General features: G+C 72.4%; 17 protein-coding genes. 7 read left to right on the top strand and 10 right to left on the bottom strand.

Annotation, left to right across the window (positions count from 1 at the left end):
• Position 1: 1 nt before the first annotated feature.
• Together ABZ915_RS13060 and ABZ915_RS13055 are read right to left on the bottom strand one after the other, a co-directional pair.
• Complete coding sequence (locus tag ABZ915_RS13060) at positions 2–745, bottom strand: thioredoxin domain-containing protein (protein ID WP_361800456.1); 744 nt, start codon at positions 743–745, stop codon at positions 2–4.
• Positions 746–789: 44 nt separating this feature from the next.
• The gene (locus tag ABZ915_RS13055) at positions 790–1,341 is read right to left on the bottom strand and encodes a DUF1697 domain-containing protein (protein ID WP_361800453.1); all 552 of its coding nucleotides are present in this window, start codon (positions 1,339–1,341) and stop codon (positions 790–792) included.
• A gap of 207 nt (positions 1,342–1,548) precedes the next feature.
• Here ABZ915_RS13055 and ABZ915_RS13050 point away from each other — a divergent pair, with 207 nt between their 5' ends.
• Both ABZ915_RS13050 and ABZ915_RS13045 read left to right on the top strand, forming a co-directional pair.
• A complete protein-coding gene (locus tag ABZ915_RS13050; protein ID WP_361800450.1) occupies positions 1,549–3,792 on the top strand; it encodes an MMPL family transporter in 2,244 nt (747 codons plus the stop codon).
• 106 nt (positions 3,793–3,898) lie between these two features.
• Positions 3,899–4,846, top strand: coding sequence for a DUF6528 family protein (locus ABZ915_RS13045; RefSeq protein ID WP_361800447.1), 948 nt, complete (start codon positions 3,899–3,901; stop codon positions 4,844–4,846).
• 10 nt (positions 4,847–4,856) lie between these two features.
• Here the strand turns inward: ABZ915_RS13045 and ABZ915_RS13040 are convergent, their stop codons facing one another.
• From ABZ915_RS13040 to ABZ915_RS13030, 3 genes are read right to left on the bottom strand one after another with little or no spacing between them, the layout of a single operon-like run.
• The gene (locus tag ABZ915_RS13040; RefSeq protein ID WP_361800444.1) at positions 4,857–6,137 is read right to left on the bottom strand and encodes a sugar ABC transporter substrate-binding protein; all 1,281 of its coding nucleotides are present in this window, start codon (positions 6,135–6,137) and stop codon (positions 4,857–4,859) included.
• A complete protein-coding gene (locus tag ABZ915_RS13035) occupies positions 6,137–6,970 on the bottom strand; it encodes a carbohydrate ABC transporter permease (protein ID WP_361800441.1) in 834 nt (277 codons plus the stop codon). The genes ABZ915_RS13040 and ABZ915_RS13035 overlap by 1 nt, the downstream gene beginning before the upstream one ends.
• Positions 6,967–7,914: a sugar ABC transporter permease gene (locus ABZ915_RS13030; protein ID WP_361800438.1), complete on the bottom strand. Its 948-nt coding sequence runs from the start codon at positions 7,912–7,914 to the stop codon at positions 6,967–6,969. Before ABZ915_RS13030 ends, ABZ915_RS13035 begins: the two co-directional genes overlap by 4 nt.
• Before the next feature lie 99 nt (positions 7,915–8,013).
• On the opposite strand from ABZ915_RS13030, the gene ABZ915_RS13025 reads away from it, so the two are divergent.
• Entirely contained in the window at positions 8,014–8,877 is an 864-nt protein-coding gene (locus ABZ915_RS13025) for an aminoglycoside phosphotransferase family protein (RefSeq protein WP_361800435.1), read from the top strand.
• Positions 8,878–8,902: 25 nt separating this feature from the next.
• On the opposite strand, the gene ABZ915_RS13020 is transcribed toward ABZ915_RS13025, so the two are convergent.
• The 4 genes from ABZ915_RS13020 to ABZ915_RS13005 all read right to left on the bottom strand — a co-directional run bounded on the left by ABZ915_RS13020 (position 8,903) and on the right by ABZ915_RS13005 (position 13,315).
• Complete coding sequence (locus ABZ915_RS13020; RefSeq protein ID WP_361800432.1) at positions 8,903–9,625, bottom strand: 3'-5' exonuclease; 723 nt, start codon at positions 9,623–9,625, stop codon at positions 8,903–8,905.
• Positions 9,626–9,738: 113 nt separating this feature from the next.
• Positions 9,739–10,980: an SAV2148 family HEPN domain-containing protein gene (locus tag ABZ915_RS13015; protein ID WP_361800429.1), complete on the bottom strand. Its 1,242-nt coding sequence runs from the start codon at positions 10,978–10,980 to the stop codon at positions 9,739–9,741.
• Positions 10,981–11,082: 102 nt separating this feature from the next.
• The gene (locus tag ABZ915_RS13010) at positions 11,083–12,426 is read right to left on the bottom strand and encodes a copper amine oxidase (RefSeq protein WP_361800426.1); all 1,344 of its coding nucleotides are present in this window, start codon (positions 12,424–12,426) and stop codon (positions 11,083–11,085) included.
• 67 nt (positions 12,427–12,493) lie between these two features.
• Positions 12,494–13,315 carry a Tat pathway signal sequence domain protein gene (locus tag ABZ915_RS13005; protein ID WP_361800423.1) on the bottom strand — a complete coding sequence of 274 codons (822 nt, stop codon included), beginning with the start codon at positions 13,313–13,315 and terminating at the stop codon, positions 12,494–12,496.
• A gap of 197 nt (positions 13,316–13,512) precedes the next feature.
• Between ABZ915_RS13005 and glgX the strand changes: the two genes are divergently transcribed.
• A complete protein-coding gene (gene glgX, locus ABZ915_RS13000) occupies positions 13,513–15,630 on the top strand; it encodes a glycogen debranching protein GlgX (RefSeq protein WP_361800420.1) in 2,118 nt (705 codons plus the stop codon).
• 113 nt (positions 15,631–15,743) lie between these two features.
• A complete protein-coding gene (gene treY / locus ABZ915_RS12995; protein WP_361800417.1) occupies positions 15,744–18,110 on the top strand; it encodes a malto-oligosyltrehalose synthase in 2,367 nt (788 codons plus the stop codon).
• Between the two features lie 56 nt (positions 18,111–18,166).
• On the opposite strand, the gene ABZ915_RS12990 is transcribed toward treY, so the two are convergent.
• Positions 18,167–19,123: a LysR family transcriptional regulator gene (locus ABZ915_RS12990; RefSeq protein WP_361800414.1), complete on the bottom strand. Its 957-nt coding sequence runs from the start codon at positions 19,121–19,123 to the stop codon at positions 18,167–18,169.
• A gap of 77 nt (positions 19,124–19,200) precedes the next feature.
• Here ABZ915_RS12990 and lpdA point away from each other — a divergent pair, with 77 nt between their 5' ends.
• A complete protein-coding gene (gene lpdA / locus ABZ915_RS12985; protein ID WP_361800411.1) occupies positions 19,201–20,619 on the top strand; it encodes a dihydrolipoyl dehydrogenase in 1,419 nt (472 codons plus the stop codon).
• 163 nt (positions 20,620–20,782) lie between these two features.
• Positions 20,783–22,033, top strand: a complete 1,251-nt coding sequence (locus tag ABZ915_RS12980; RefSeq protein ID WP_361800408.1) for a M14 family zinc carboxypeptidase — start codon at positions 20,783–20,785, stop codon at positions 22,031–22,033.
• Positions 22,034–22,082: the final 49 nt, after the last annotated feature.

The following is a 22,082-nucleotide window of genomic DNA, read 5'->3' as shown; positions in this document are numbered from 1 at the left end:
TTCAGCTGTCCGCGACGGGCGCCTCGGCGGCGGCCTCGCTGATGGCCAGTTGCAGGGCGTCGCCCTTGAAGAACTGGCTGCGCACCGGCTCCTCGACGAGGACGCCGTTCACGGCGAACGTCGGTGTGCCCGTCGCGTGGTCGTGGGTGTAGGCCCGCTGGGAGGCGGTGACGAAGTCCGCGTACTTCATGTCCCGGACGGCGGCGTCGAAGTCCGGGCCGCGCAGGCCATGGACCCGGGAGGCGATGCGCAGCAGGAACGCGTCCGTGTAGCCGTCGGTCTCCTCGGGCGGCTGGTGGGCGTAGAGGGCGTCGTGGTACTCGAGGAACCTGCCCTCGTCCAGCGCGGCCCGCAGCGCGTTGGCCGCCCTGCGGGAGCCCTTGCCGCCGAGCCGGCCGTCGAGGAAGGACGCCAGCGTGTACTCGGTCCTGATCTGGCCGGAGACGGTGATCTTACGCAGGGCCCTGCCCCCGCCGTCCTCCTCGAAGTCCCGGCAGACGGGGCAGCGCGGGTCCTCGTAGAGGTGGACGGTCGTGGCCGCCTGCGGTGCGCCGACGACTATCGTGGTCCCGTCGGCGGCGAGCCGTTCGGGGAGTTCCCCGGAGCTCGTGTAGGTGACGGTGGTGGCGTGCTCGTCCGCCCTGCCGCTCCCCCGGTCCCGGCCGCCGCATCCGGTGGCCAGCGCGCCCACCAGCGCCATCCCCGCGATCACCGCGACCGCGCGAAGTCTCCCGCTTCCCTGCATGGGTCTTCCCTCCCCTGAGTGCGAAGGAGACCCTATGCGAAGGTTCACGCCTGCGGAGCCGTCATCTCCACCAGCTTGACCACGGTGTTCCAGTTCCGGCTCGTGGCGATCACGCCCTTGGTGGCCCGCGGCCGGGACAGGGTCTCGGCGAGCTTGGAGCGGCCGAGGCCCTCCGGGGCGTACAGGTACAGCACCCGGTCGCCGAGGCGGAACTCCTCGGGGAGGTGGGCGGCCCGGTCGATCTCCGCGAAGCGCTCGGCGGTGACGGGCGCGGAGAAGTAGGTGACGTGCAGCTGCTTGGCCTCGAGTTCGGCGGCGGGGAACGGGCAGGCCTCCGCCACCGCCTTCAGATAGGCGTGGGCGCGCACGATCACGTCCACGGAGAAGCCGAACCGGCGCTCGACCGCCCGCGTCAGCTCGGCGGCCAGGGACTCCTCGTCGCCGTGACCGGAGGTGAAGACGGCCTGGCCGCTCTGGAGGTAGGTGCGTACGCCGTCGTGACCGAGACCCGTCATCAGCTCGCGCAGGTCGGCCATCGGCAGCTTCTTGTTGCCGCCCACGTTGATGCCCCGCAGCAGCGCCGCGTATGTCGTCATGCCGACACCCTAGAGCGGGCGTGCGCCCTGGGGCACACCCTGATCATCGCCCCCGAGACGCGCAGATAGATGTAAGGGCCCGTTGTCCTCCCCGGCGATGAGAGGACGTCGCCTTACTTCACCGGGCAGCACGACGAGAAGGCCTTATCCGGCCCATACCTTCGTATCGAGTCCACGTACGGAGCAGAACAAGGGGGATGGCCCGTCATGGGTAACGGAGATACGCGGGTGCGGGGCCTGGCCGCCCGGGCCGGCGGCTGGAGCGCCCGGCATCGCTGGGCGGCCGTCGGTATATGGGTGCTGTTCGTCGTCCTGGCGATGGGACTCGGCTCGGCGGCGGGCCGGGTCGATGTCGACGAGAGCGACCAGCTCAGGGGTGAGACGCACACCGCCGCGCGGATCATCGACGACGCGGGGATCAAGGAGCCGGCCGGGGAGACCGTCCTCATCCAGTCGAAGGACGGCGCCCACAAGGCCACGGACCGCGAGTTCAGGGCCACCGTCGCGGACGTGATGAAGGCCGTCGGCGCCACCGGCAAGGTCACCGGCGTCACCTCGCCGTACGACACACGGACGATCTCGAAGGACGGGCGCAGCGCGCTGGTCCAGTTCGACATGCGCGGCGACGCGAAGACCGCCGGCGAACGGGTCGAGCCGGTGCTGAAGGCCGTCGACGGGGTGCAGAAGGCGCACGGGTCGCTGCGGATCGAGGAGATCGGCGGCGCCAGCATGAACAAGCAGTACAAGGACGCCTTCGGGGACGACTTCCAGAAGGCCGAGTACTCCGCCGTGCCGGTCGCCCTCGGCATCCTGCTCATCGCGTTCGGGGCGCTGGTGGCGGCGCTGCTGCCGGTGGCGCTGGCGATCACCGCGATCATGGCGACGATGGGCCTGATGGGCATCGTCAGCCATCTCCAGCCGATGAGCGACACCGCCAACTCCGTGATGCTGCTGGTCGGCATGGCGGTCGGCGTCGACTACTGCCTGTTCTACCTGCGCCGGGAGCGTGAGGAGCGGGAAGCCGGGCGGGACGCGGGCACGGCGCTGAGGATCGCCGCCGCCACCAGCGGCCGGGCGATCATCGTCTCCGGTGTCACGGTGTGCGTGGCGATGGCGGGCATGCTGTTCACCGGGCTCGCCGCGTTCGAGGCGATGGGCCTGGCCTCGCTGATGGTCGTGGCGGTCGCCATGGTCGGCTCCGTGACCGTGCTGCCCGCGCTGCTGTCGCTGCTGGGCGAGCGGGTGGAGAAGGGACGGCTCCCGTTCCTGCGGCGGCGCCGGACCGGCGGCAGCTCGGAGAGCCGGTTCTGGACGGCCGTGGTGCGCGGTGTGCTCGCCCGGCCGCTGGTCTCCGCGGTCGTGGCGGTGGGCGCGCTGCTGGCCGTGGCCGCGCCCGCGCTCGGCATGAAGACCTCGCAGCTCACCCTGGACCAGGAGTTCGGTGACTCGCTGCCGATCGTGCAGACCTACAACCGGCTCAACGACGCCTTCCCGGGCGGTTCCGAGCCGGCCCAGGTGGTCGTGAAGGCCAAGGACATCAACGCGCCCGAGGTGCGGCAGGCGCTGGCCGACTTCAAGGCGAAGGCGGTCGCTTCGGGCGCCTCCCTCGGCCCGGTCGACATCAAGCTGCACGACGCGCAGAACGTCGCCCTGGTGTCCGTACCGCTGGTCGGCGGCTCGGACATGGACAAGGCGGCCAAGAGCCTGGAGAAACTGCGGGACGAGGTACGGCCCGCCACGCTCGGCAAGGTCGACGGCGTCCAGGCGCCGATCACCGGGAACGTCGCGGGCAACCACGACTTCAACGACCAGCTGATGGGCTCGGTCGTCCCGGTCTTCGCCTTCGTGATCGTCTTCGCCTTCCTGCTGATGCTGCTGTCGTTCCGCTCGCTGACCGTGGCGATCACCTCGATCCTGCTGAACCTGCTGTCGGTGGGCGCGGCGTACGGCATCCTCGTCGCCGTCTTCCAGCACGGCTGGGGCGCCTCGCTGGTGGGCGCGGAGGGCGTCGGCGCGGTCGTCACCTGGCTGCCGCTGTTCCTCTTCGTGATCCTGTTCGGTCTGTCCATGGACTACCACGTGTTCGTGGTCTCCCGGATCCGTGAGGCCCGGATGCGCGGCCGCAGCACCAAGGACGCGATCCAGCACGGCGTGGTCACCACGGCCGGTGTCGTCACCAGCGCCGCCGTCATCATGGTCGCCGTGTTCGCGATCTTCGGCACGCTGTCCATGCAGGACATGAAGCAGATGGGCGTGGGCCTCGCCACCGCCGTGCTGATCGACGCGACGATCATCCGCGGTGTGCTGCTGCCGGCCGTGATGGCGCTGCTGGGCGAGCGCAACTGGTACCTGCCCAAGTGGATGAACCGGCTGCCGGACCTCACCCACGACGAGTCGCCGGAGGCGGTCGCGGCACCGGCCCGTCCCGAGGGTGACCGGCTGAGCGTCTGATTCCGCCCGTTGACAGAGGGCCCGTTGGTCTCCCGGGGGAACCAACGGGCCCTCGCCGTGCTCCAGGAGTACAGACGACGCACGTCCACCACGGGGGAGGACACTCATGGACAGACGGAACCTGCTGAAGGCCGCGCTCGCCGCCCCGGCGGCCGGGCTGCTCGCCCCGGCGGAGGCGTACGCGGCACCGGCGGCGTTCAACGTGCTCATCGGGGACGTCAACTCGGGGAAGATCTACCTCTTCGACCGCAACAAGCCGTTCACCGACGCCAACATCAAGTGGTCACTGAATCCTGCGGGTTCGGGTCATCCGATGGAGCACCGTTTCCGGGACACCACGGGCGACGGCCAGATCCTGCTCGCGGCGACGGGCACGGCGAGCAGCGGCCGGGCGAGCATCTACCGGCGTCGCGACAAGAAGCTGCTGTGGTCGGCGGACGTCCCGAACTACCCGCACTGCGTCGAACGGGCCCAGGGCACCGGTGTGGTCGTGGTCGCCGGGCGCAGCAAGGGCGCGGGCGGCGGCACCGCCAAGGGCGGCAGTCTGCATGTGTTCCGGCCCACCGACAGCCACAGCTCCTCGCTGGTGAGCGCGGGCGCGCCGATCCCGTTCTTCCAGGCGCACGGCCTGCTGTGGGACCCGCTGCTGGAGCGGATGTGGGCGGCGGGCGGCTCGGTGCTGACCGCGTACCGGATCGTGACGACGGCGAACTCGGCGAAGCTGGTGGAGGACACCGCCCGTCGCATCACCTCGTTCCACCACCCGCACGACCTCCAGCCGGATCACCAGCACGTGGGCCGGCTCCTCGTCACCGACACCAACGGCGTCTACTCGGTCGACAAGTCGACGATGACGCCGACCACGCTGCGCACCCGCAAGCTCGTCAAGTCGTACGTGCACCACTCCTCCGGCGAGCAGATGTGGACCGGGGCGGTGGAGGGCGGGAACGACTTCGGGACGAAGTACGTCCACTTCAATGTGAGCGGGGTCGCGCGGGCCCGTGCCGGGGCGGTCGTCTACAAGGCGAGGCTCGACACCACCGCCTACCTCTGACGGTGGCCGTTCACCGCTGGTAGCGGGCCAGCACCAGGTTCCCGTCCTTCTCCAGGCGGTGGCGGAGTTCGGCGAGGCCGATCGCGCCGCTGTAGTACTCCTGGAAGGCCGGGGTCGCCACCTTGTCCTTCCACTCGGGATAGCCGCGCACGGACTGGGCGGGTGCCGGGCTGAGGTGGGCGGCCAGTGCGGTACCGGTGGCCCAGCCGTCCTTCGCGGTGTGCAGCGCGGGGTCGGCGAGGGCCCGGGTGCCGGTGGGCAGCATCCAGTCCCCCAGGGCCAGCCGGACCATGTTCCTCGGCCGCAGCAGGAAGTCGACGAACGCGGCGGCCTCCTTCTTGTGCGGGCTGTCGGCGGCGATGGACAGCGTCTGCGGGCTGACGCCCTGGGTGAGCCCGTCGGCGCCCGCCGGGGCGGGCAGCACCTGCCAGTCGAAGCCCTTGGGTGCCTGCTGGGCTATCTGCTGCCGGTAGGAGAAGCCGAGCGGGACCATGGCGTACTTGCCGCCGAAGAAGCCGGGCAGCGTGTCCGAGCCGCCGCTGCCCAGGGTCGAGGCGGGCGCGCTGTGGTCGGTGCCGGTCTGGTCGTGGACGGTGCGCGGCACCACCTGGTCGGCGGCTTCGAAGCGCACGGTCACCTTGCCGTGCGCGTCCCGGTGGAAGAGCCGGCCGCCCGTCGACAGCGACAGGTTGAGGGTGGCGGAGACCGGTTCCTTCAGCGGCCAGGCGACGCCGTACTTCCCGTCGCCGCTGAGCCGGCGCGTGACCTGCCGGAACTCGTTCCAGCTCCAGGGCCGTTCCGGCGTGGGTATCCGCACTCCGGACCGCTTCAGCCAGGCCGCGTCGGCGATCAGCACCCTGGGCTCCTGAAGGAACGGCACGCCGTAGATCCCGTCGCCGAAGGTCGTCGTCTCCCAGCTGCGCCGCGGGATGTCGGACGTGAGGCGGGGGGACAGCAGGCCGGTCAGGTCGGTGAGGTAGCCGCCGTAGGCGAAGTCCGCGAGGTCGTCGGAGGCGTCGTGGACGACGTCGGGGGCCTCGCCGCCCTCGAAGGCGGTGAGCAGCTGGTCGTGGACGCTGTCCCAGCTGCCCTGGACGTACTCGACATGGACGTCCGGGTGGGCCGCGTTCCACTCCTTCACCAGTTCCTTGTTGGCGGCGACGGACTCCTCCTGCCAGGCCAGGGACTGAAAGCGCAGGGTGATCCGGCCGCCGGTGTCCGTGCCGCCCGAGGAGCAGCCCGCCAGCAGCAGGAGGAGGGCGACGAGGGCGGTGGCGCAGCGGGTGCGCATCAGCTCTTCACCGCCCCGGCGAGCAGGCCGCCCGTGATCCGCCGCTGGACGAGCGCGAAGACGAGCAGCGAGGGCAGGGTGGCGAGGAACGCGGCCGCCGCGAGCGGGCCGAGGTCCGCGACTCCCTCCGCGCCGATGAAGTGCGTGAGGACGACGGGCAGCGTCTGCTTCTCCGGTGTCTTCAGCAGCACCAGCGCGAAGAAGAACTCGTTCCACGCGGTGACGAACGCGAACAGGCCCGTCGCCACGATGCCCGGCGCGAGCAGCGGCGCCGTCACCGACACCAGCGTTCTGAGCCGTCCCGCCCCGTCGACGGCCGCGGCCTCCTCCAGTTCGGCCGGGACCGCGCGTACGTATCCGACGAGCATCCACAGCGCGAACGGCAGCGCCCACACGACGTACACCAGCACCAGTCCGGGCAGGGAGTCGATCAGCCGCAGGTTCTTCAGCACCAGGAACAGCGGGATGATCACCAGGACGAACGGGAACGCCTGGCTGACCACCACCCACCCGGCCGCGGCCCGGGACAGCGGGGTGCGGCGGCGGGCCATGACGTACGCCATGGGGGTCGCGAGCAGTACGGCGATCACCGCCGCCGCGAGCGCCGCGAGCAGCGAGTTGAGGCCGGCGCGCAGCAGTGGCTGCTCGTCGAAGGCCTGCCGGAAGTTGGCCAGGGTCGGATCCCTCGGGATCCAGGCCGGGTGCGCACTGCCCAGCTCGCGCGGGGACTTCAAGGCGGTGGACAGCAGCCACAGGAGGGGGAAGGCGAGGAAGACCAGATACGCCAGCAGGGCGGCGTACTGGCCCACGCGGGCGCCGGTACGGCTTCTCACGCGTCCTCGCCTCCCCGCAGCCGGCCCACCAGGAAGACGGCGAGGAGCACCGAGATCACCGCGACCATCACGCATCCCATGGCCGCCGCGTAGCCGAACTGCCCGTAGCGGAAGGCTTCTTCGTAGGCGAACAGCATCGGCAGCCGGGTCTTGCCGCCGGGGCCGCCGTTCGTCAGCACGTAGACCAGGGCGAAGGAGTTGAAGTTCCAGATGAGGTTGAGCGCGGTGATGGCGAGCGCGACCGGTCTGAGGGCGGGCCAGGTGACCGCGCGGAACCGGCGCCAGGCGCCCGCGCCGTCCACCGCCGCCGCCTCGTGCAGTTCGCGTGGGGTGTTCTGGAGCCCGGCGAGCAGGGCGACCGTCGTCTGCGGCATCCCGGCCCACACACCGACGACGATCACGGCGGGCAGGGCACTGGCCAGGCCGCCGAGCCAGTCCCGGCCGTCGCCGAGACCGAGGTCGCGGAGGGTCTCGTTGAGGATGCCCGCGTCCGGGTCGTAGACCAGCCGCCACATGATGCCGACCACGACCTCGGGCATGGCCCACGGGACGATGGCGAGGGCGCGGGCCAGCGGGCGCAGGCGTAACTCCTGGTTCAGCAGGAGGGCCAGGCCGAGCGCCAGCAGGAACTGCGGCACGGTCACGCCGACGGCCCATACCAGCCCGATCCGGAACGACTCCCAGAATAGCGTGTCGTGCAGCAGGTCCCGGAAGTTGAGGGCGCCGGTCCACCGCGTGGGCGCGGTCCGGCCCGACTGCGCGTCCGTGAAGGCCAGCAGGATGCCGTACAGCAGGGGCCCGACGCTCAGGACGAGGATGGGGATCAGCGCGGGCAGGACGAGGAACCAGGCGCCGTGATCGGGGGCGCGACGCCGCGACCGCCCGGCCTGCACCACCCATGCCACGGAATCAGCCCCTTCGCCCGACTCGGTTGGCGTGTTCATGTTCGTGAAGGCGCGGTGTTCCGTCAAGGGACCGCGCACACGGCCCGACCTGTGGGAATGCGAGACTGGCCAGGACCGGACAGGACACGGAGGCGGACGATGGACGAGGCACGGGCGCGGGACGTACTGGCCGCGGCAGGGGTGCTGCCGGGGACGGCCGAGGACGCGCGGCTGCTCGCCCTGGGCGAGAACGCGGTGTTCGCCGCCGGTGACCTGGTCGTCAAGGTGGGGCGCGACGCCGAACTGCTGGACCGGGCCCGGCGGGAGCTGGCCGTCGCGGCGTGGCTGGCCGAGGCGGAGGTGCCGGCGGTACGGGCGGCCGAGCCGAAGGCGTTGTCGGTCGAGGGGCACCCGGTGACCGTGTGGCACCGCCTGCCCGAGCCCGTACGGCCGGCCGAGCCGCGGGATCTGGCCGAACTGCTGCGGATCGTGCACACACTGCCCTCCCCCTCCTTCACCCTTCCGCCCCGCGAGCTGCTGGGCGGGGTGGAACGCTGGCTGCGGCTCGCGGGCGACGCGATCGACCCGGCGGACGCGGCGTATCTGCGTCAGCGGCGGGACGGTTTCGCGGCGGCCGCGGCCGCGCTGACGCCCCGTCTGCCGCCGGGGCCCATCCACGGCGACGCGCTGCCCCGCAATGTCCACATCGGCCCCGACGGCCCGGTCCTGGTGGACCTGGAGACCGTCTCGGCCGACCTGCGCGAGCACGACCTGGTGGTCATGGCTCTCTCCCGCGACCGCTACGGCCTGCCCGCCGAGGCCTACGACTCCTTCACCGACACCTACGGCTGGGACGTGCGGGAGTGGGAGGGCTGCCCGGTACTGCGCGGCGCCCGCGAGACGGCCAGCTGCGCATGGGTGGCCCAGCACGCCCCGGCCAACCCCAAGGCGCTGACGGAGTTCCGCCGCCGGGTGGCGTCACTGCGGGACGGGGACGAGACGGTGCGGTGGTATCCGTTCTGATCCGGGGCCCTGTGCGGGGACCTGGTCAGACCCGGTCGTCCGCCAACTCCCTCAGCGGCCAGGTCCCGTCGACCACCGCCTCCGCGTCGCCCTTGCGGCGCAGGAAGTTCTGGAAGTCCGCCGCCCAGGCCGCGTACCACTCGATCTGGCGCTGGTGCAGCAGGGCCGGGCCGAGGGCCGCGATCTTCGGGTGGCGGTCGGCTATCGCGGAGGCCAGGCGGGCCGCGGCGAGGGCGTCGGCGGTGGCGTCGTGGGCGGAGTCGAGGACGACGCCGTACTCGGCGCAGACCGCTTCGAGGTTGCGTTTGCCGCGGCGGTAGCGGTCGACCTGACGGTCGATGGTGTACGGGTCGACGACCGGCGCGGGGTCGAGGCCGCCGAGGCGGTCGGACAGCGAGGGCAGGCCGTGGCGCCGCAGTTCGGCGGAGAGCAGGGTGAGGTCGAAGGCCGCGTTGTAGGCGACGACCGGCACGCCCGTCTTCCAGTACCCGGTGAGGACGTCCGCGATGGCGTCCGCGACCCGGTCGGCCGGCGCTCCCTCGGCCGCCGCGCGTTCGTTGCTGATGCCGTGCACCGCCACCGCGTCGGCCGGGATCTCCACGCCCGGGTCGGCCAGCCACTCCCGGCGCCCTATCGGCTGCCCGGCCCTGACCTCGATCACGGCCCCCGTGACGATGCGCGCCTCGCGCGGATCCGTCCCGGTCGTCTCCAGGTCGAAGCCGATCAGCAGCTCCCGGTGCCAGCCCATGGGCGGTCCCCCCTTCTTGGTGGTGCGTTCCCCCGGTGATCTCTCAGTGGCTCCACCCTCGCACGCGCCACTGACAATCCGAGGTCCGCGTTCCGCCTGCGGCCCGGGACAGTTCAGGACACCGGCCGCGAATCCGCCCAAGCCAGCTCGAATTCCTCACGGTATGTAGCGAAGAGTCCGCCTTCACCGACTTCATCCGACTTGACCACCCGGCTGCCGTTGCGCAGCACCAGCACCGGCGACTCCATCCCCCGCGCCCCGCGCAGATAGGACTGCACCACGGCGATGCCGTCGGCGCCGTCCCCGTCGACGAGGTAGGCCGTGAAGCGCGGCGTCTCGTCGTAGACCTGGATGGCGAAGGCATCCGGGTCCCGCAGCCGGGACCGCACCCGGCGCATGTGCAGGATGTTCATCTCGACGGAGCGGCTCAGTTCGCCCCGTTTCATCCCCAGTTCCCGCTCGCGCCGCTTCACCGCGCTGGAGGCGGGGTTGAGGAAGAGCAGCCGGACCCGGCAGCCGGACTCGGCCAGCCGCACCAGCCGCCGTCCGGAGAAGTTCTGCACGAGCAGGTTGAGGCCGATGCCGGTGGCGTCGAGCCGGCGGGCTCCGCCGAAGAGGTCCTCGGCCGGGAACTGGCGCATCAGCCGCACCCGGTCGGGGTGGACGGCGACCACGTCCGCGTACCGGTCGCCGACCAGGCTCTCGACCGCGTCGACGGGCAGCCGCCGGGCCGACGGCACGTCGCCGCCCGCGCCGAGCATCTCCAGCAGCCGGGCGGAGGCCCGCTCGGCCTGGTTCAGGACGGCCTCGGACAGGGCCCGGTTGCGGGAGACGACGTTGCGGGTGACCTCGAGCTCGTCCAGGGCGAGTTCGACGTCCCGCCGCTCGTCGAAGTACGGCTCGAAGCAGGGCCAGTGCTGCACCATCAGCTCGCGCAGCTGGGGCAGCGTGAGGAAGCTGAGGACGTTGTCGTCGGCCGGGTCGAGCAGATAGCCCTTGCGGCGGCTGACCTCGCGCACGGCGACCGCGCGCTGCACCCACTCCTGTCCGGCCGGGCCGGCCGCGGCGACCACCCAGTCGTCGCCGTGGACGGGTTCGTAGATGGGCCGCAGCACGGCGGCCACGACCGCGCGCAGCCGCTGTTCGACGAGGTTCAGCCAGATGTAGGCCCGCCCGGCCCGCTGGGCGCGAGTGCGCACCTCGAGCCAGGCGTCGGCGTCCCAGTCCAGTTCCGGCCCGATGGAACCCGCCGCGTCCATCGGCCGCGCCAGGGACACCGCGCCGGGCGGGACGTCCGTGGAGCTCCCCTCGTGACCCTCGTCACCAGGGGGCAGCTCCAGCCCTCCCGAGCCCACCCGTGCACCGCCTTCCGCTCCCCCGAGCTCTCCCCGTGCCAACGATCAAGGAAGAGTACTCCGCAAGCGGTCGGCGGTGCAGCCGGATGGACAGGTCGTTTCTCAACTGCGCGGCCGCCAGTGGCCGTTCTGCCACGCGAGCTCGTCCGGAGTGAGCGGATTCATAGCCGTGACGTCACGCGGGGCTATGGCGAATCCCTGCCAGTGGATCGGCATGGGCTGCTGGTCCTCGTCCCGGGCGATGTGGTGGAAGCCCACGTTCATCCAGACGATGGGGTGCGTCAGCGTCTGGCCGTTGACCCACTTGTCGACCGACTTGCCCGCGCCCGCCGGGCAGTTGCCCGGGTTGTTGCTGGCGAACTGCTCGCACTTGTTGTACTCGGTGAAGTACACGTCGTGCTTGGTGAAGCTGCGGCCCGGGTACTTGGTGGTCGGGCCGGGGACGATCTCGTACGAACGCGCGTGCCCGTCCTTGTTCTTGCCGGTCGCGCTGACCATCCGCCACCAGCGGTAGGACTTGGCGTCGCCCGCGAGTTCCTTGGTGACCTTGGTGCGGGTGGTCTTCGCGCTCGGGGCCTCCTGGCCGTGGGCCGGCGCCGAGACCGTCGAGTCGTACTGCTCGACCTTCCCCTTGGAGGAGCCGTCGAGACCGAAGTCCAGCCGCCAGAAGACGTTGTGGCTGTGGCTGGTGGCGTAGGCCTTGGCACCCTTGCCGAGGGGCCAGCCGCGGCCGTCGCCGGCGTCGTAGTCCTCGTAGGAGAGGCTGCCGGTGGCGCCGACGTTCATGTTGACCGTGCCGTCGTCCTGGAAGCGCCACTCGGTCATGTACTCGTACCAGCCGACCTTGTTGACCGTGTAGACGAGCAGGTCCTTGCCCTGGGCCTGGAAGACCTTGTTCGCGGTGTCGCCCTGCATGCGGTAGGCGTGGCCGCGGGAACGGGTGGTGGTGCACAGGCCGTTGACGTTCTGGTGCTGCGGGTCCCAGGCGTCGGGGACCTTGACGCTCTTGATGGTGCCGCCGGGGCACTCGCCCGGCGCCAGGTCCATCAGGCCCTGGGCGAAGCCGGCGCCGGTCAGGTCGTCGTACTCGACGCTGCCGTCGTCGTAGGGGACGTCGATCTGGGCGAGCCGGGCGCTGTTGAGGACCTTGATCGGCTGGGCCTCGCCCTTGGGCTGGTAGGAGACGTTCTCCAGGACGAGGCCGGCCATGCTGTCGTAGCGCCAGCACATGCGCCAGGTGGTGCCGCTGGAGAGCTTCTGCTCGATCTTGTAGGCGGCGCTGCAGTCGGCGGCCGCCGGGGCGGTCTTCGGCTGGGCGACGGCCGGTCCCGCGCCGGCCGTGGCACCGGCGGCCAGCGCGGCCACGGTCAGGCCGACGGCCGCCCGCTTACGGGCACGACTGATTCTCCGCGGTCGGAGGCCGCTGATTGGACGCTGCACGTGCATGAAGAGGTGACTCCCTTGCAGGAGGAGCAAGTTGGAAAAGTGAACGGACTACGGTCCGGAGGGCGGCTCAGCGGCCGCCGAGCTTGGCGACCTTGCGGGCGCTCAGGTCGATGATCAGCGACCTGGCGTCGATCCACGGGCCGTTCTTGACCTTCGGGAACAGCCGCACACAGCGGTGTTCGCCGCACTTGTCGAGCACGGCGGGCTGGGCGCCCGGAGTGGCCCGGTAGACCGCACTGTTGAACAGCAACTGGTCCGGGGAGGTGAGTTCGTGCCCGGTGGCGTCCTTGTAGTCCGCCTTCAGGCCCGCGCCCAGCGGGTCGGCGATCAGGAGCCTGGCCGCCTCCACGTTCTCGGCCCGGCTCAGCGGCGGCTGGACGCCGTGCTGGCTGCCGGTCTGCTCCACCTTGCCGGTGTCCAGGTTGACCGTTTTGGTCACCAGGGCGTCGTTCTTGTAGTCGTAGAACGTCACATCGGCCCGGCGCGGTGCGCTCGGGTCGTCCAGCTCGTCGTTCTCCGGGTCGGCGAGGTCCACCCGGAGGCGCTGCGGCCCACGGCCCCCGTCGACGTTCTTGCCCGCGCTGAGCAGCTGCCCGCTCGCGGCGATCTTCCCGGCCTGCTGGATCTCGTCGTCGGTCAGCGGGTCACCGCCGGTGCCCTTCTTGCCCTCGGTCGGGGCCTTCTGGACGACACCCGGCTGGGCGGCGCCGTTCGCCTGGCCCTGGCCCGACTGCTGGGCGCTCTGGCCGCCGCTGCCGTTCGTCCCTCCCGACTCGTCCGCCCCCGCCGTGCCCGGCAGGGTGATTCCGACCATCACGGCGGTCCCCGCCACCGCGATGGCCGTGCCGGCCACCACCTTGCCCAGATGGCGGCGCACTATCTCGCGCACATCTTCCCCCTACTCCCCCTGGTCCACGGGAGTACGTCTCTGCCCCACTGTTTCGGCATACGGGCTCACTCACGTCGCTTGTATGCACTGGTCGCCCGGTAAGAGGGACGTAAGTCATAGGTGGTTCCATCACTTTCCGGGAGACTGGGAGGGCAAGGCAGCCACGGCCGCTCGGCACACCTGGGAGAGTCGTATCCATGCAGGTCTGGCCTGGAGAGGCGTATCCGCTCGGCGCCACGTACGACGGCGCGGGGACCAACTTCGCGGTCTTCACCGAGACCGCGAACCGAGTAGAGCTGTGTCTGCTGCACGACGACGGCTCGGAGACGGCGGTGGAACTGCGGGAGAGCGACGCGTTCGTGCGGCACGCGTACCTGCCGGGCGTGATGCCCGGACAGCGGTACGGGTTCCGGGTGCACGGACCGTACGACCCCGCGCGCGGGCTGCGCTGCAATTCGGCGAAGCTGCTGCTCGACCCCTACGCGAAGGCGGTCAGCGGCGCGGTCCGGTGGGGCGAGGAGGTGTACGGCTACCACTTCGGCTCACCAGACAGCCGCAACGACCTCGACTCGGCGCCGCACGCCATGACGTCGGTGGTGGTCAACCCCTACTTCGACTGGGGCGACGACCGGCGGCCGCGCACCGAGTACCACCACACGGTGATCTACGAGGCCCATGTGAAGGGCCTGACCATGCGCCATCCCGGCCTGCCCGAGGAGCTGCGCGGCACGTACGCGGCGCTCGCGCACCCGGCGGTCATCGAGCACCTGACGGAGCTCGGGGTGACAGCCCTGGAGCTGATGCCCGTACACCAGTTCGTCAACGACCACCGTCTGGTCGACATGGGCCTCAACAACTACTGGGGCTACAACACCATCGGCTTCTTCGCCCCGCACAACGCGTACGCCTCCTGGGGCGACCGCGGTCAGCAGGTCCTGGAGTTCAAGTCGGCGGTCCGGGCGCTGCACGAGGCCGGGATCGAGGTCATCCTGGACGTGGTCTACAACCACACCGCCGAGGGCAACCACCTGGGCCCGACGCTGTCCTTCCGGGGCATCGACAACCCCTCGTACTACCGCCTGACGGACGACCCCCGCTACTACATGGACACCACGGGCACCGGCAACTCCCTGCTCATGCGGTCCCCGCACGTGCTCCAGCTCATCATGGACTCGCTGCGGTACTGGGTCTCCGAGATGCACGTCGACGGGTTCCGCTTCGACCTCGCGGCGACGCTGGCGCGGCAGTTCCACGAGGTGGACCGGCTGTCGTCGTTCTTCGACCTGGTGCAGCAGGACCCCGTGGTCTCCCAGGTGAAGCTGATCGCCGAGCCGTGGGACGTGGGCGAGGGCGGTTACCAGGTGGGGAACTTCCCGCCGCTGTGGACGGAGTGGAACGGCAAGTACCGCGACACGGTCCGCGACCTGTGGCGGGGCGAACCGCGGGCGCTCGCGGAGTTCGCCTCCCGGCTGACCGGCTCCTCGGACCTCTACCAGGACGACGGGCGGCGCCCGCTGGCCTCGATCAACTTCGTGACCTGCCACGACGGGTTCACCCTGCACGACCTGGTCTCCTACAACCACAAGCACAACCGCGCCAACGGCGAGGACAACCGGGACGGCGAGGGCCACAACCGGTCCTGGAACTGCGGGGCGGAGGGCGAGACCGAGGATCCCGGCGTGCTGGCGCTGCGGGGGCGGCAGATGCGGAACTTCATCGCGACGCTGATGCTGTCCCAGGGCGTGCCCATGATCAGTCACGGCGACGAGTTCGCGCGCACCCAGCGCGGCAACAACAACGCCTACTGCCAGGACAACGACCTGTCCTGGGTGGAGTGGCCCGAGACCGGGACGAGCGCCGACGAGCTGCGGGAGTTCACGCGCGCGCTGGTGTGGCTGCGCAAGGAGCACCCGGTCTTCCGCAGGCGGCGCTTCTTCCACGGGCGTCCGGTGGAGGGCACTCACGACGACCTGTCCGACATCGCCTGGTTCACCCCCGACGGCCGGGAGATGACCCAACGTGACTGGGACTCGGCGCAGGCCTCGGCGCTGACCGTGTTCCTCAACGGCAACGCGATCTCCGAGCCCGGCGCGCGCGGGGAGCGCATCTCCGACGACTCCTTCCTGCTCATGTTCAACGCCTCGCCCGAGCCGCTGGAGTTCGAGGTGCCGGTCAACCACGGACGGCAGTGGCAGGTGGTGGTCGACACGGCCCGCACGGACGGGCCGCCCCCGGGCACGGACGCCAAGATCCAGGCCGGCGACCGGCTCACCCTGCCGGACCGCAGCATGACGGTGCTGCAACGGCCCGCCTAGGGCGGTGCCGCGGCACCCGCGAGTACCCCGGCCCGCGCCAGGGGCCGGGTCGGGGGCGGGGCAGGGGCAGGAGCGATGACACTAAAGGCGGTGGGTTGGGTACGTAGGTCTCCATGACATCCGATCGACCCGACCCGGCGGTGCCGACGGCCACCTACCGGCTTCAGCTGCAGCCCGAGTTCCCCTTCGCGGCCGCGGCGGCGGCCGTTCCGTACCTGGCGTCGCTCGGCGTCTCGCATCTGCACCTGTCCCCCGTCCTGGAGGCCGTCCCGGGCTCCGCGCACGGGTACGACGTCGTGGACCACGCGCGCGTGCGCGAGGAACTGGGCGGCGAGGAGGGTCTGCGCGCGCTGGCGGCGACCGCGCGCGGGCACGGCCTCGGCCTCGTCGTGGACATCGTGCCGAACCACATGGCCATGGTCCCGCGGCACAACCGCGCCCTGTGGGAGGTGCTGCGGGAGGGACCGAAGTCGCCGTACGCGCGCTGGTTCGACATCGACTGGGACGCGCAGGGCGGCCAGGTGCTGCTGCCGGTGCTCGGGCGTCCGGTGGGTGAGGAGCTGGGCCATCTGGTGGTCGACGGCGACGTCCTGCGCTACCACGACCACGCCTTCCCGCTCCGTGAGGGCACCGGGGACCTGCCGCTGCCCCGGCTGCTGGACGCGCAGTGGTACCGGCCGGTGTGGTGGCGGCTGGCCCGGACCGAGCTGAACTACCGGCGTTTCTTCAGCATCTCGGAGCTGATCGGGGTGCGGGTGGAGGACCCGGAGGTGTTCGACGCCACGCACGGCAAGATCCTCCAGCTGCTGCGCGAGGGCGTGGTCGACGGGCTGCGGATCGACCACCCGGACGGCCTCGCCGACCCCGACGGCTATCTCCGGCGGCTGCACGAGGCGACCGGCGGGCGCTGGACGGTCATCGAGAAGATCCTCTCCGACGGCGAGCGTCTGCCGCCCTCCTGGCCCGTGGCGGGCACCACCGGCTACGACGCCCTCCGGCACGTCGACGGCCTGTTCACGGACCGGGCGGGGGCGGACGAGCTGGCCGAGCTGTACCGGCGGTTCGCGGCCCCGCAGACGGACCGGGGCGGCAACTGGGCGGCCACGGCCCGGCGGGCGGCGTACAAGGTGCTCACGCACGAGCTGGCCGCCGAGACGGACCGGCTGACCCGGGTGGCGAGCCGGCTGTGCGCGGGCTCCGCGGACCCCGCCCTGCGCGACCGCGCTCCCTGGGCGCTGCGCACCGCACTGGAGGAACTGCTGGTGCGGCTGGGGGTGTACCGGCCGTACGCCTCCGGGGACGCGGCCGGCGTCGTCACCGAGGAGGCCGCCGAGGAGGCCCGGCGGGCCTTCGTCGTGCCCGAGGAGGGCGAGGTGGTCGGCCTAGTGCGCGGGCTGCTGCTCGGGCCGGCCGGTGTGGATCCGGTGCTCGCGGAGTTCCGCGCGCGGTTCGCGCAGACGGCGTCGGCGCTGCGCGCGAAGTCCGTGGAGGACACCGCGTTCTACCGGTACGTGCCGCTGCTGTCGGCGACCGAGGTGGGCGGTGAGCCGGGCAGCCCGGGGGTGTCCCCGGAGGACTTCCACGCGTACTGCGCGCGCGTGCAGCGCGACTGGCCGGCCACCGGGACCGTGGTGTCGACGCACGACACCAAGCGCAGCGCCGACGTGCGCGCGGCGCTGGCCGTGCTCACCGAGTGCTCGCGGCGCTGGGCGGGCCTGCTCGCGGAGCTCACCCCGGAGGGGGGCGCCGCCGTGCCGGACGGGCAGCTGGCCTGGGCGGCCTGGCAGACGGTGTTCGGGCTCGGCCCGGCGGACACCGGGCGCGTCCAGCAGGCCCTGCTGAAGCACGCCCGGGAGGCCGGGCTCTACACCAGCTGGACGGAGCAGGAGCCGCCGTACGAGGAGGCGGTGGCCGCGTTCGTGGCGGCCGGGCCGTGCGGGGCGCCCGGTGACCTCGTGGCCGTCTTCCGGGACTCCCTTCAGGGGCACATCCGGGCCAACGTCCTGGGGACCGCCCTGGTCCATCTGACGATGCCGGGCGTGCCGGACCTCTACCAGGGCACGGAGGACGAGTACCGGGCGCTGGTGGACCCGGACAACCGGCGGCCGGTGCGGTTCCCGCCGAAGGCCGCCGTGGCGGACGGGGACAAGGGCACGCTGACGGCGGCGGCACTGCGGCTGCGCGCCCGGCGGCCGGACGTCTTCGGCGCCGGGGCGGCGTACGCGCCGCTGCCCGCGGAGGGCGCGGCCGCGGGCCACTGCCTGGCCTTCACGCGCTCCGGCCGGGTGGTCACCGCCGTCACCCGGCTCTCGCTGCGGCTGGCCGAGGCGGGCGGCTGGGGCGACACCCGGCTGCCGCTGCCGCCGGGCCGGTGGGCCGACGTACTGGATGCGGGGCGGGAGTTCGAGGGGCACGTGCGCGTGGCGGACCTGTTCGCACCGCTGCCGGTGGCGCTGCTGGAGCGGGTCGGGGAGGACTGAGCGGCGCCGCTCGCCACGTCCGGGCCCCGGCTCCGGCCACGCCTCGCGCGGGTGGGCTAGGAAGGCCCGGCGGCCGTGCCGCGGCCGGTGCTCACGCGGTCGCGCGGCCCGTCGGGTGAGGCCGGACTTCCCGGGTCCGGCCACGTCTCGCGCAGGAGGGTGACGAAGGCTTCGGCGGCGCCGGTGGGGGGCACGCGCGTGTAGGCGGTCAGGGTGCGCTTCCAGGGCGGGTCGGGGGTGAGGAGCACGCAGTCCTCGCCGACGGCGCCGCGCACGATGTGGGAGGGCGCCGCGCACACCCCGATCCCGGCGGCGGCCATCCGGACCGCGGTGGAGGTGTGCTCGGTGCACACTGCGGTGCGCGGCCGGAACCCGGCCTGCCCGCACGCCCGGTCCAGGAAGCGCTCGCCGTGCACGACGGGCTCCATGGCGCAGCGCACCCAGGCGCGGTCCGCCAGTTCGGGCAGCGTCACCTTCGTACGGCCCGCGAGACGGTCGTCGAAGGGCACCACGAGGACGATCTCCTCCTCGCCCACCGGCACGACGGTGCCGGCCCAGTCGGTGGGTGCCGGGCCGACGGCGAGGTCCGTGGTGCCGCGCTCCACCGCCTCCCGCAGGGCCTCCGAGGTGGCGTACTCGTGCAGGTGGAGCAGGACGCGGGGGTGGGCGGTGTGCCAGCGGGCGAAGACGTCGGGGAGGACGCCCACCGCGACCGAGTGCAGGGCCGCGACATGCAGTTCACCGCCCTCGGCGCCGGCGGCGGCACGGGCGGCGCGGCGGGCCTGGACGGCGCTGCGGACGGCGAGTCCGGCGTGCGGCAGGTAGGCGCGGCCCATCGGGGTGAGGCGCACCCCGCGCGGCAGGCGCTCCAGGAGGGCGCCGCCGACCGACCTCTCCAGGGCCTTGATCTGGTGCGAGAGCGCGGGCTGGGTCACGTGCAGGACCTCCGCCGCGCGCGTGAAGGACGCCTCTTCGACGACCGTAAGGAAGTACTCCATCTGCCGCAGACTCATGCCATAAGCATCCTGCATGGATTCGACAAGAACATTGCCTTGGACGCATGGCGGGCAGCGGACCGAGGGTGAGGTCCATGAACACACCGGACGTGATCGTCGTCGGCGGCGGCACCGGCGGGTACAGCACCGCCCTGCGCGCCGCCGCCCTGGGGCTGGACGTCGTCCTCGTCGAGCGCGACAAGGTCGGCGGGACCTGTCTGCACCGCGGCTGCGTCCCGAGCAAGGCGATGCTGCACGCCGCCGAACTCGTGGACGGCATCGCCGAGGCCCGCGAGCGCTGGGGCGTCAAGGCCACGCTGGACGCCGTCGACTGGCCCGCGCTCGTCGCCACGCGGGACGACATCGTGGCCCGCAACCACCGGGGCGTTCAGGCTCACCTCGCGCACGCGGGCGTGCGGGTGGTACGGGGCAGCGCACGGCTCACGGGGGTGCGCACGGTGCGGGTGGAGGGTGAGACCGCGCCCGGGGCGGGCGACTTCACCGCGCGCCGGGGGATCGTCCTCGCGACCGGCTCGCGACCGCGCACGCTCCCGGGGCTCGAACCCGACGGCCGGCGCGTGGTGACGAGCGACGACGCGCTGTTCGCCCCCGGGCTCCCGGCGTCCGTGCTGGTGCTGGGCGGCGGTGCGATCGGCGTGGAGTACGCCTCCTTCCACCGCTCGATGGGTGCCGAGGTGACGCTGGTGGAGGCGGCCGACCGGATCGTGCCGCTCGAGGACGCCGATGTCGCCCGGCATCTGACGCGGGGTCTGAAGAAGCGCGGGATCAACGTCCAGGCGGGGGCGCGGCTGCTGGACGCGGAGCTGACGGCGGACGGCGTACGCGCGCGTGTGCGCACCGCCCGCGGCGAGACCCGCACGGTGGCGGCGGAGCGGCTCCTGGTGGCCGTCGGCCGCGTCCCGGTCACCGACGGCCTCGGGCTGGCCGCCGCGGGCCTGGCGACGGACGAGCGGGGGTTCGTCGCCCCGGCGGACTGGCGGCGGCTGGAGACGGCCGTACCGGGCGTGCACGTGGTCGGCGACCTCCTGCCGCCGCCGTCCCTCGGGCTGGCCCACGCGTCGTTCGCGGAGGGCCTGCTGGTGGCCGAGACGCTGGCGGGGCTGCCGTCGCCGCCCGTCGACTACGCGGCGGTGCCCCGGGTCACCTACTCCTCGCCGCAGACCGCGTCCGTGGGCCTGGGCGAGGCGGAGGCCCGCGCGCGCGGGCACGAGGTCGAGGTGGGCACGATGCCGCTGACCGCCGTCGCCAAGGGCATGGTGCACGGGCAGGGCGGCATGGTGAAGGTCGTCGCCGAGGCCGGCGGCGGTCAGGTCCTCGGCGTGCACCTGGTGGGCCCGCACGTGTCCGAGATGATCGCCGAGAGCCAGCTGATCGTCGGCTGGGACGCCCAGCCGTCGGACGTGGCCCGGCACGTCCATCCGCACCCCACGCTGTCGGAGGCGGTGGGCGAGGCCTTCCTGACCCTCGCCGGCCGTCGCCTGCACCAGCAGTGAGCGGCAGGCGCCCGGCGAAGCCGTCCCCCTGGGGGGGTCGACGGCGTGCTCGAGTGCCCCCGGGCGCCCCCTGGAGCCTCCCCCTGCCTCCCCCTCCATCTGCTTGACAGTTCACCTATGCCGTGCGGCACTGGGAGGGCGAAGCCGGGCGGACAAGTCGGGGGTGAGTCCTCTGCCGGAGCTGCGTTACCCCAGTGTTGCCGAACTGGTCGCATCCGCCGAGGCGTTGGCCACCGATGAGCCCGGCGTGTGCGCCCTGCGGAAGGTGGGCCTGTCCCGGGCGGGCAGACCGCTGCACCTGCTGTCGGTGGGGCACCGGCGGCGGGCCGTCCTGGTGGTCGCCGGCGCCCATGCCAACGAGCCCACCGGAGGCTCCACGCTGCTGGCGCTCGCCCAACGGGTGGTGTACGACCGGGAGTTACGAGCCGACACCTCCTGGCACTTCCTGCTGTGCGCCGACCCGGACGGGGCGAGCCTGCACGTCACCCCGGCGCCACGCAGCCTGCTCGACTACCACCGCGGCTTCTACCGGCCCGCGCAGCCCGAGCAGCCGGAGTGGTCACCGTCGGTCCTGCCGCCCGACCGGCTGCCGCCCGAGACCCGGGCCCTGACCGGGGTGATCGACGAACTGCGGCCCTACCTCCAGGTGACGCTGCACGGCACCGACCTGGGCGGCAGCTGGGTGCAGCTGACCAGGGACGTCCCCGGGCTCGCCGAGCCGTTCGTCAAGTCCGCGGCGGAGCTGCGCATACCTGTGGAGACGGGCGCGTCGGACGCGGCCGGCTGGCCCGCGTCGGGCCCCGGCGTGCACGTGATGCCCGACCCGGGCTCGGGCCTCGCCTACCCGAGCATGCCGGACGACGCCCGGCACAGCACCTGGTACCGCGTCCACCGCTACGGCGGGCTGACGGCGGTGGTGGAGGTGCCGATGTGGGCCAGCGACCTGGTGGACGACCCGGCGCCGCACCCCGCCCCGGCGGCGGCGCTGCGGCGGCTGGCGGGCCGGCTGCTGCGGGACGCGCTGGAGGTGGAACGGGTGCTCACCGAGGTCCTGCCCCGGCTCGGGGACACCGACGTACCCCTGCTGCGCGCGGCCAGGTGGGTCCTGGAGGTGGTGCCGGGCCTGGCCGCGGACTGGACCGGCACGCCGCCCGCCGACACCACGATGGCGTACGTCGGCAGCGTGGACGCCTTCGGGCGCCGGCTCCCGCTGCGGGCGGCGGCGATGCTGCTGCGGGTCCTGCGGGAGGCGGACGACCGGGCGGCGCCCCGGCTGGAACGGCTCGTCACCTCCTGGTGCGACGCCTTCGCCGAGCGCTTCCGCGCCCGCTGGGTGCCCCTGGAGCACCAGGTCGAGCACCAGTCCCGCACGGTGCTCGCGGCGGCGCTGCACGCGCGCGAACGGGTGGCGTGAGGCCGCGAACGCCCGCACACCACCCCCGACCGGTCCCACCCGCTCAGCC

This window comes from Streptomyces sp. NPDC046915 (assembly GCF_040644935.1).
GTDB lineage: Bacteria > Actinomycetota > Actinomycetes > Streptomycetales > Streptomycetaceae > Streptomyces.
This window is presented reverse-complemented; position numbering and strand designations above follow the sequence as displayed.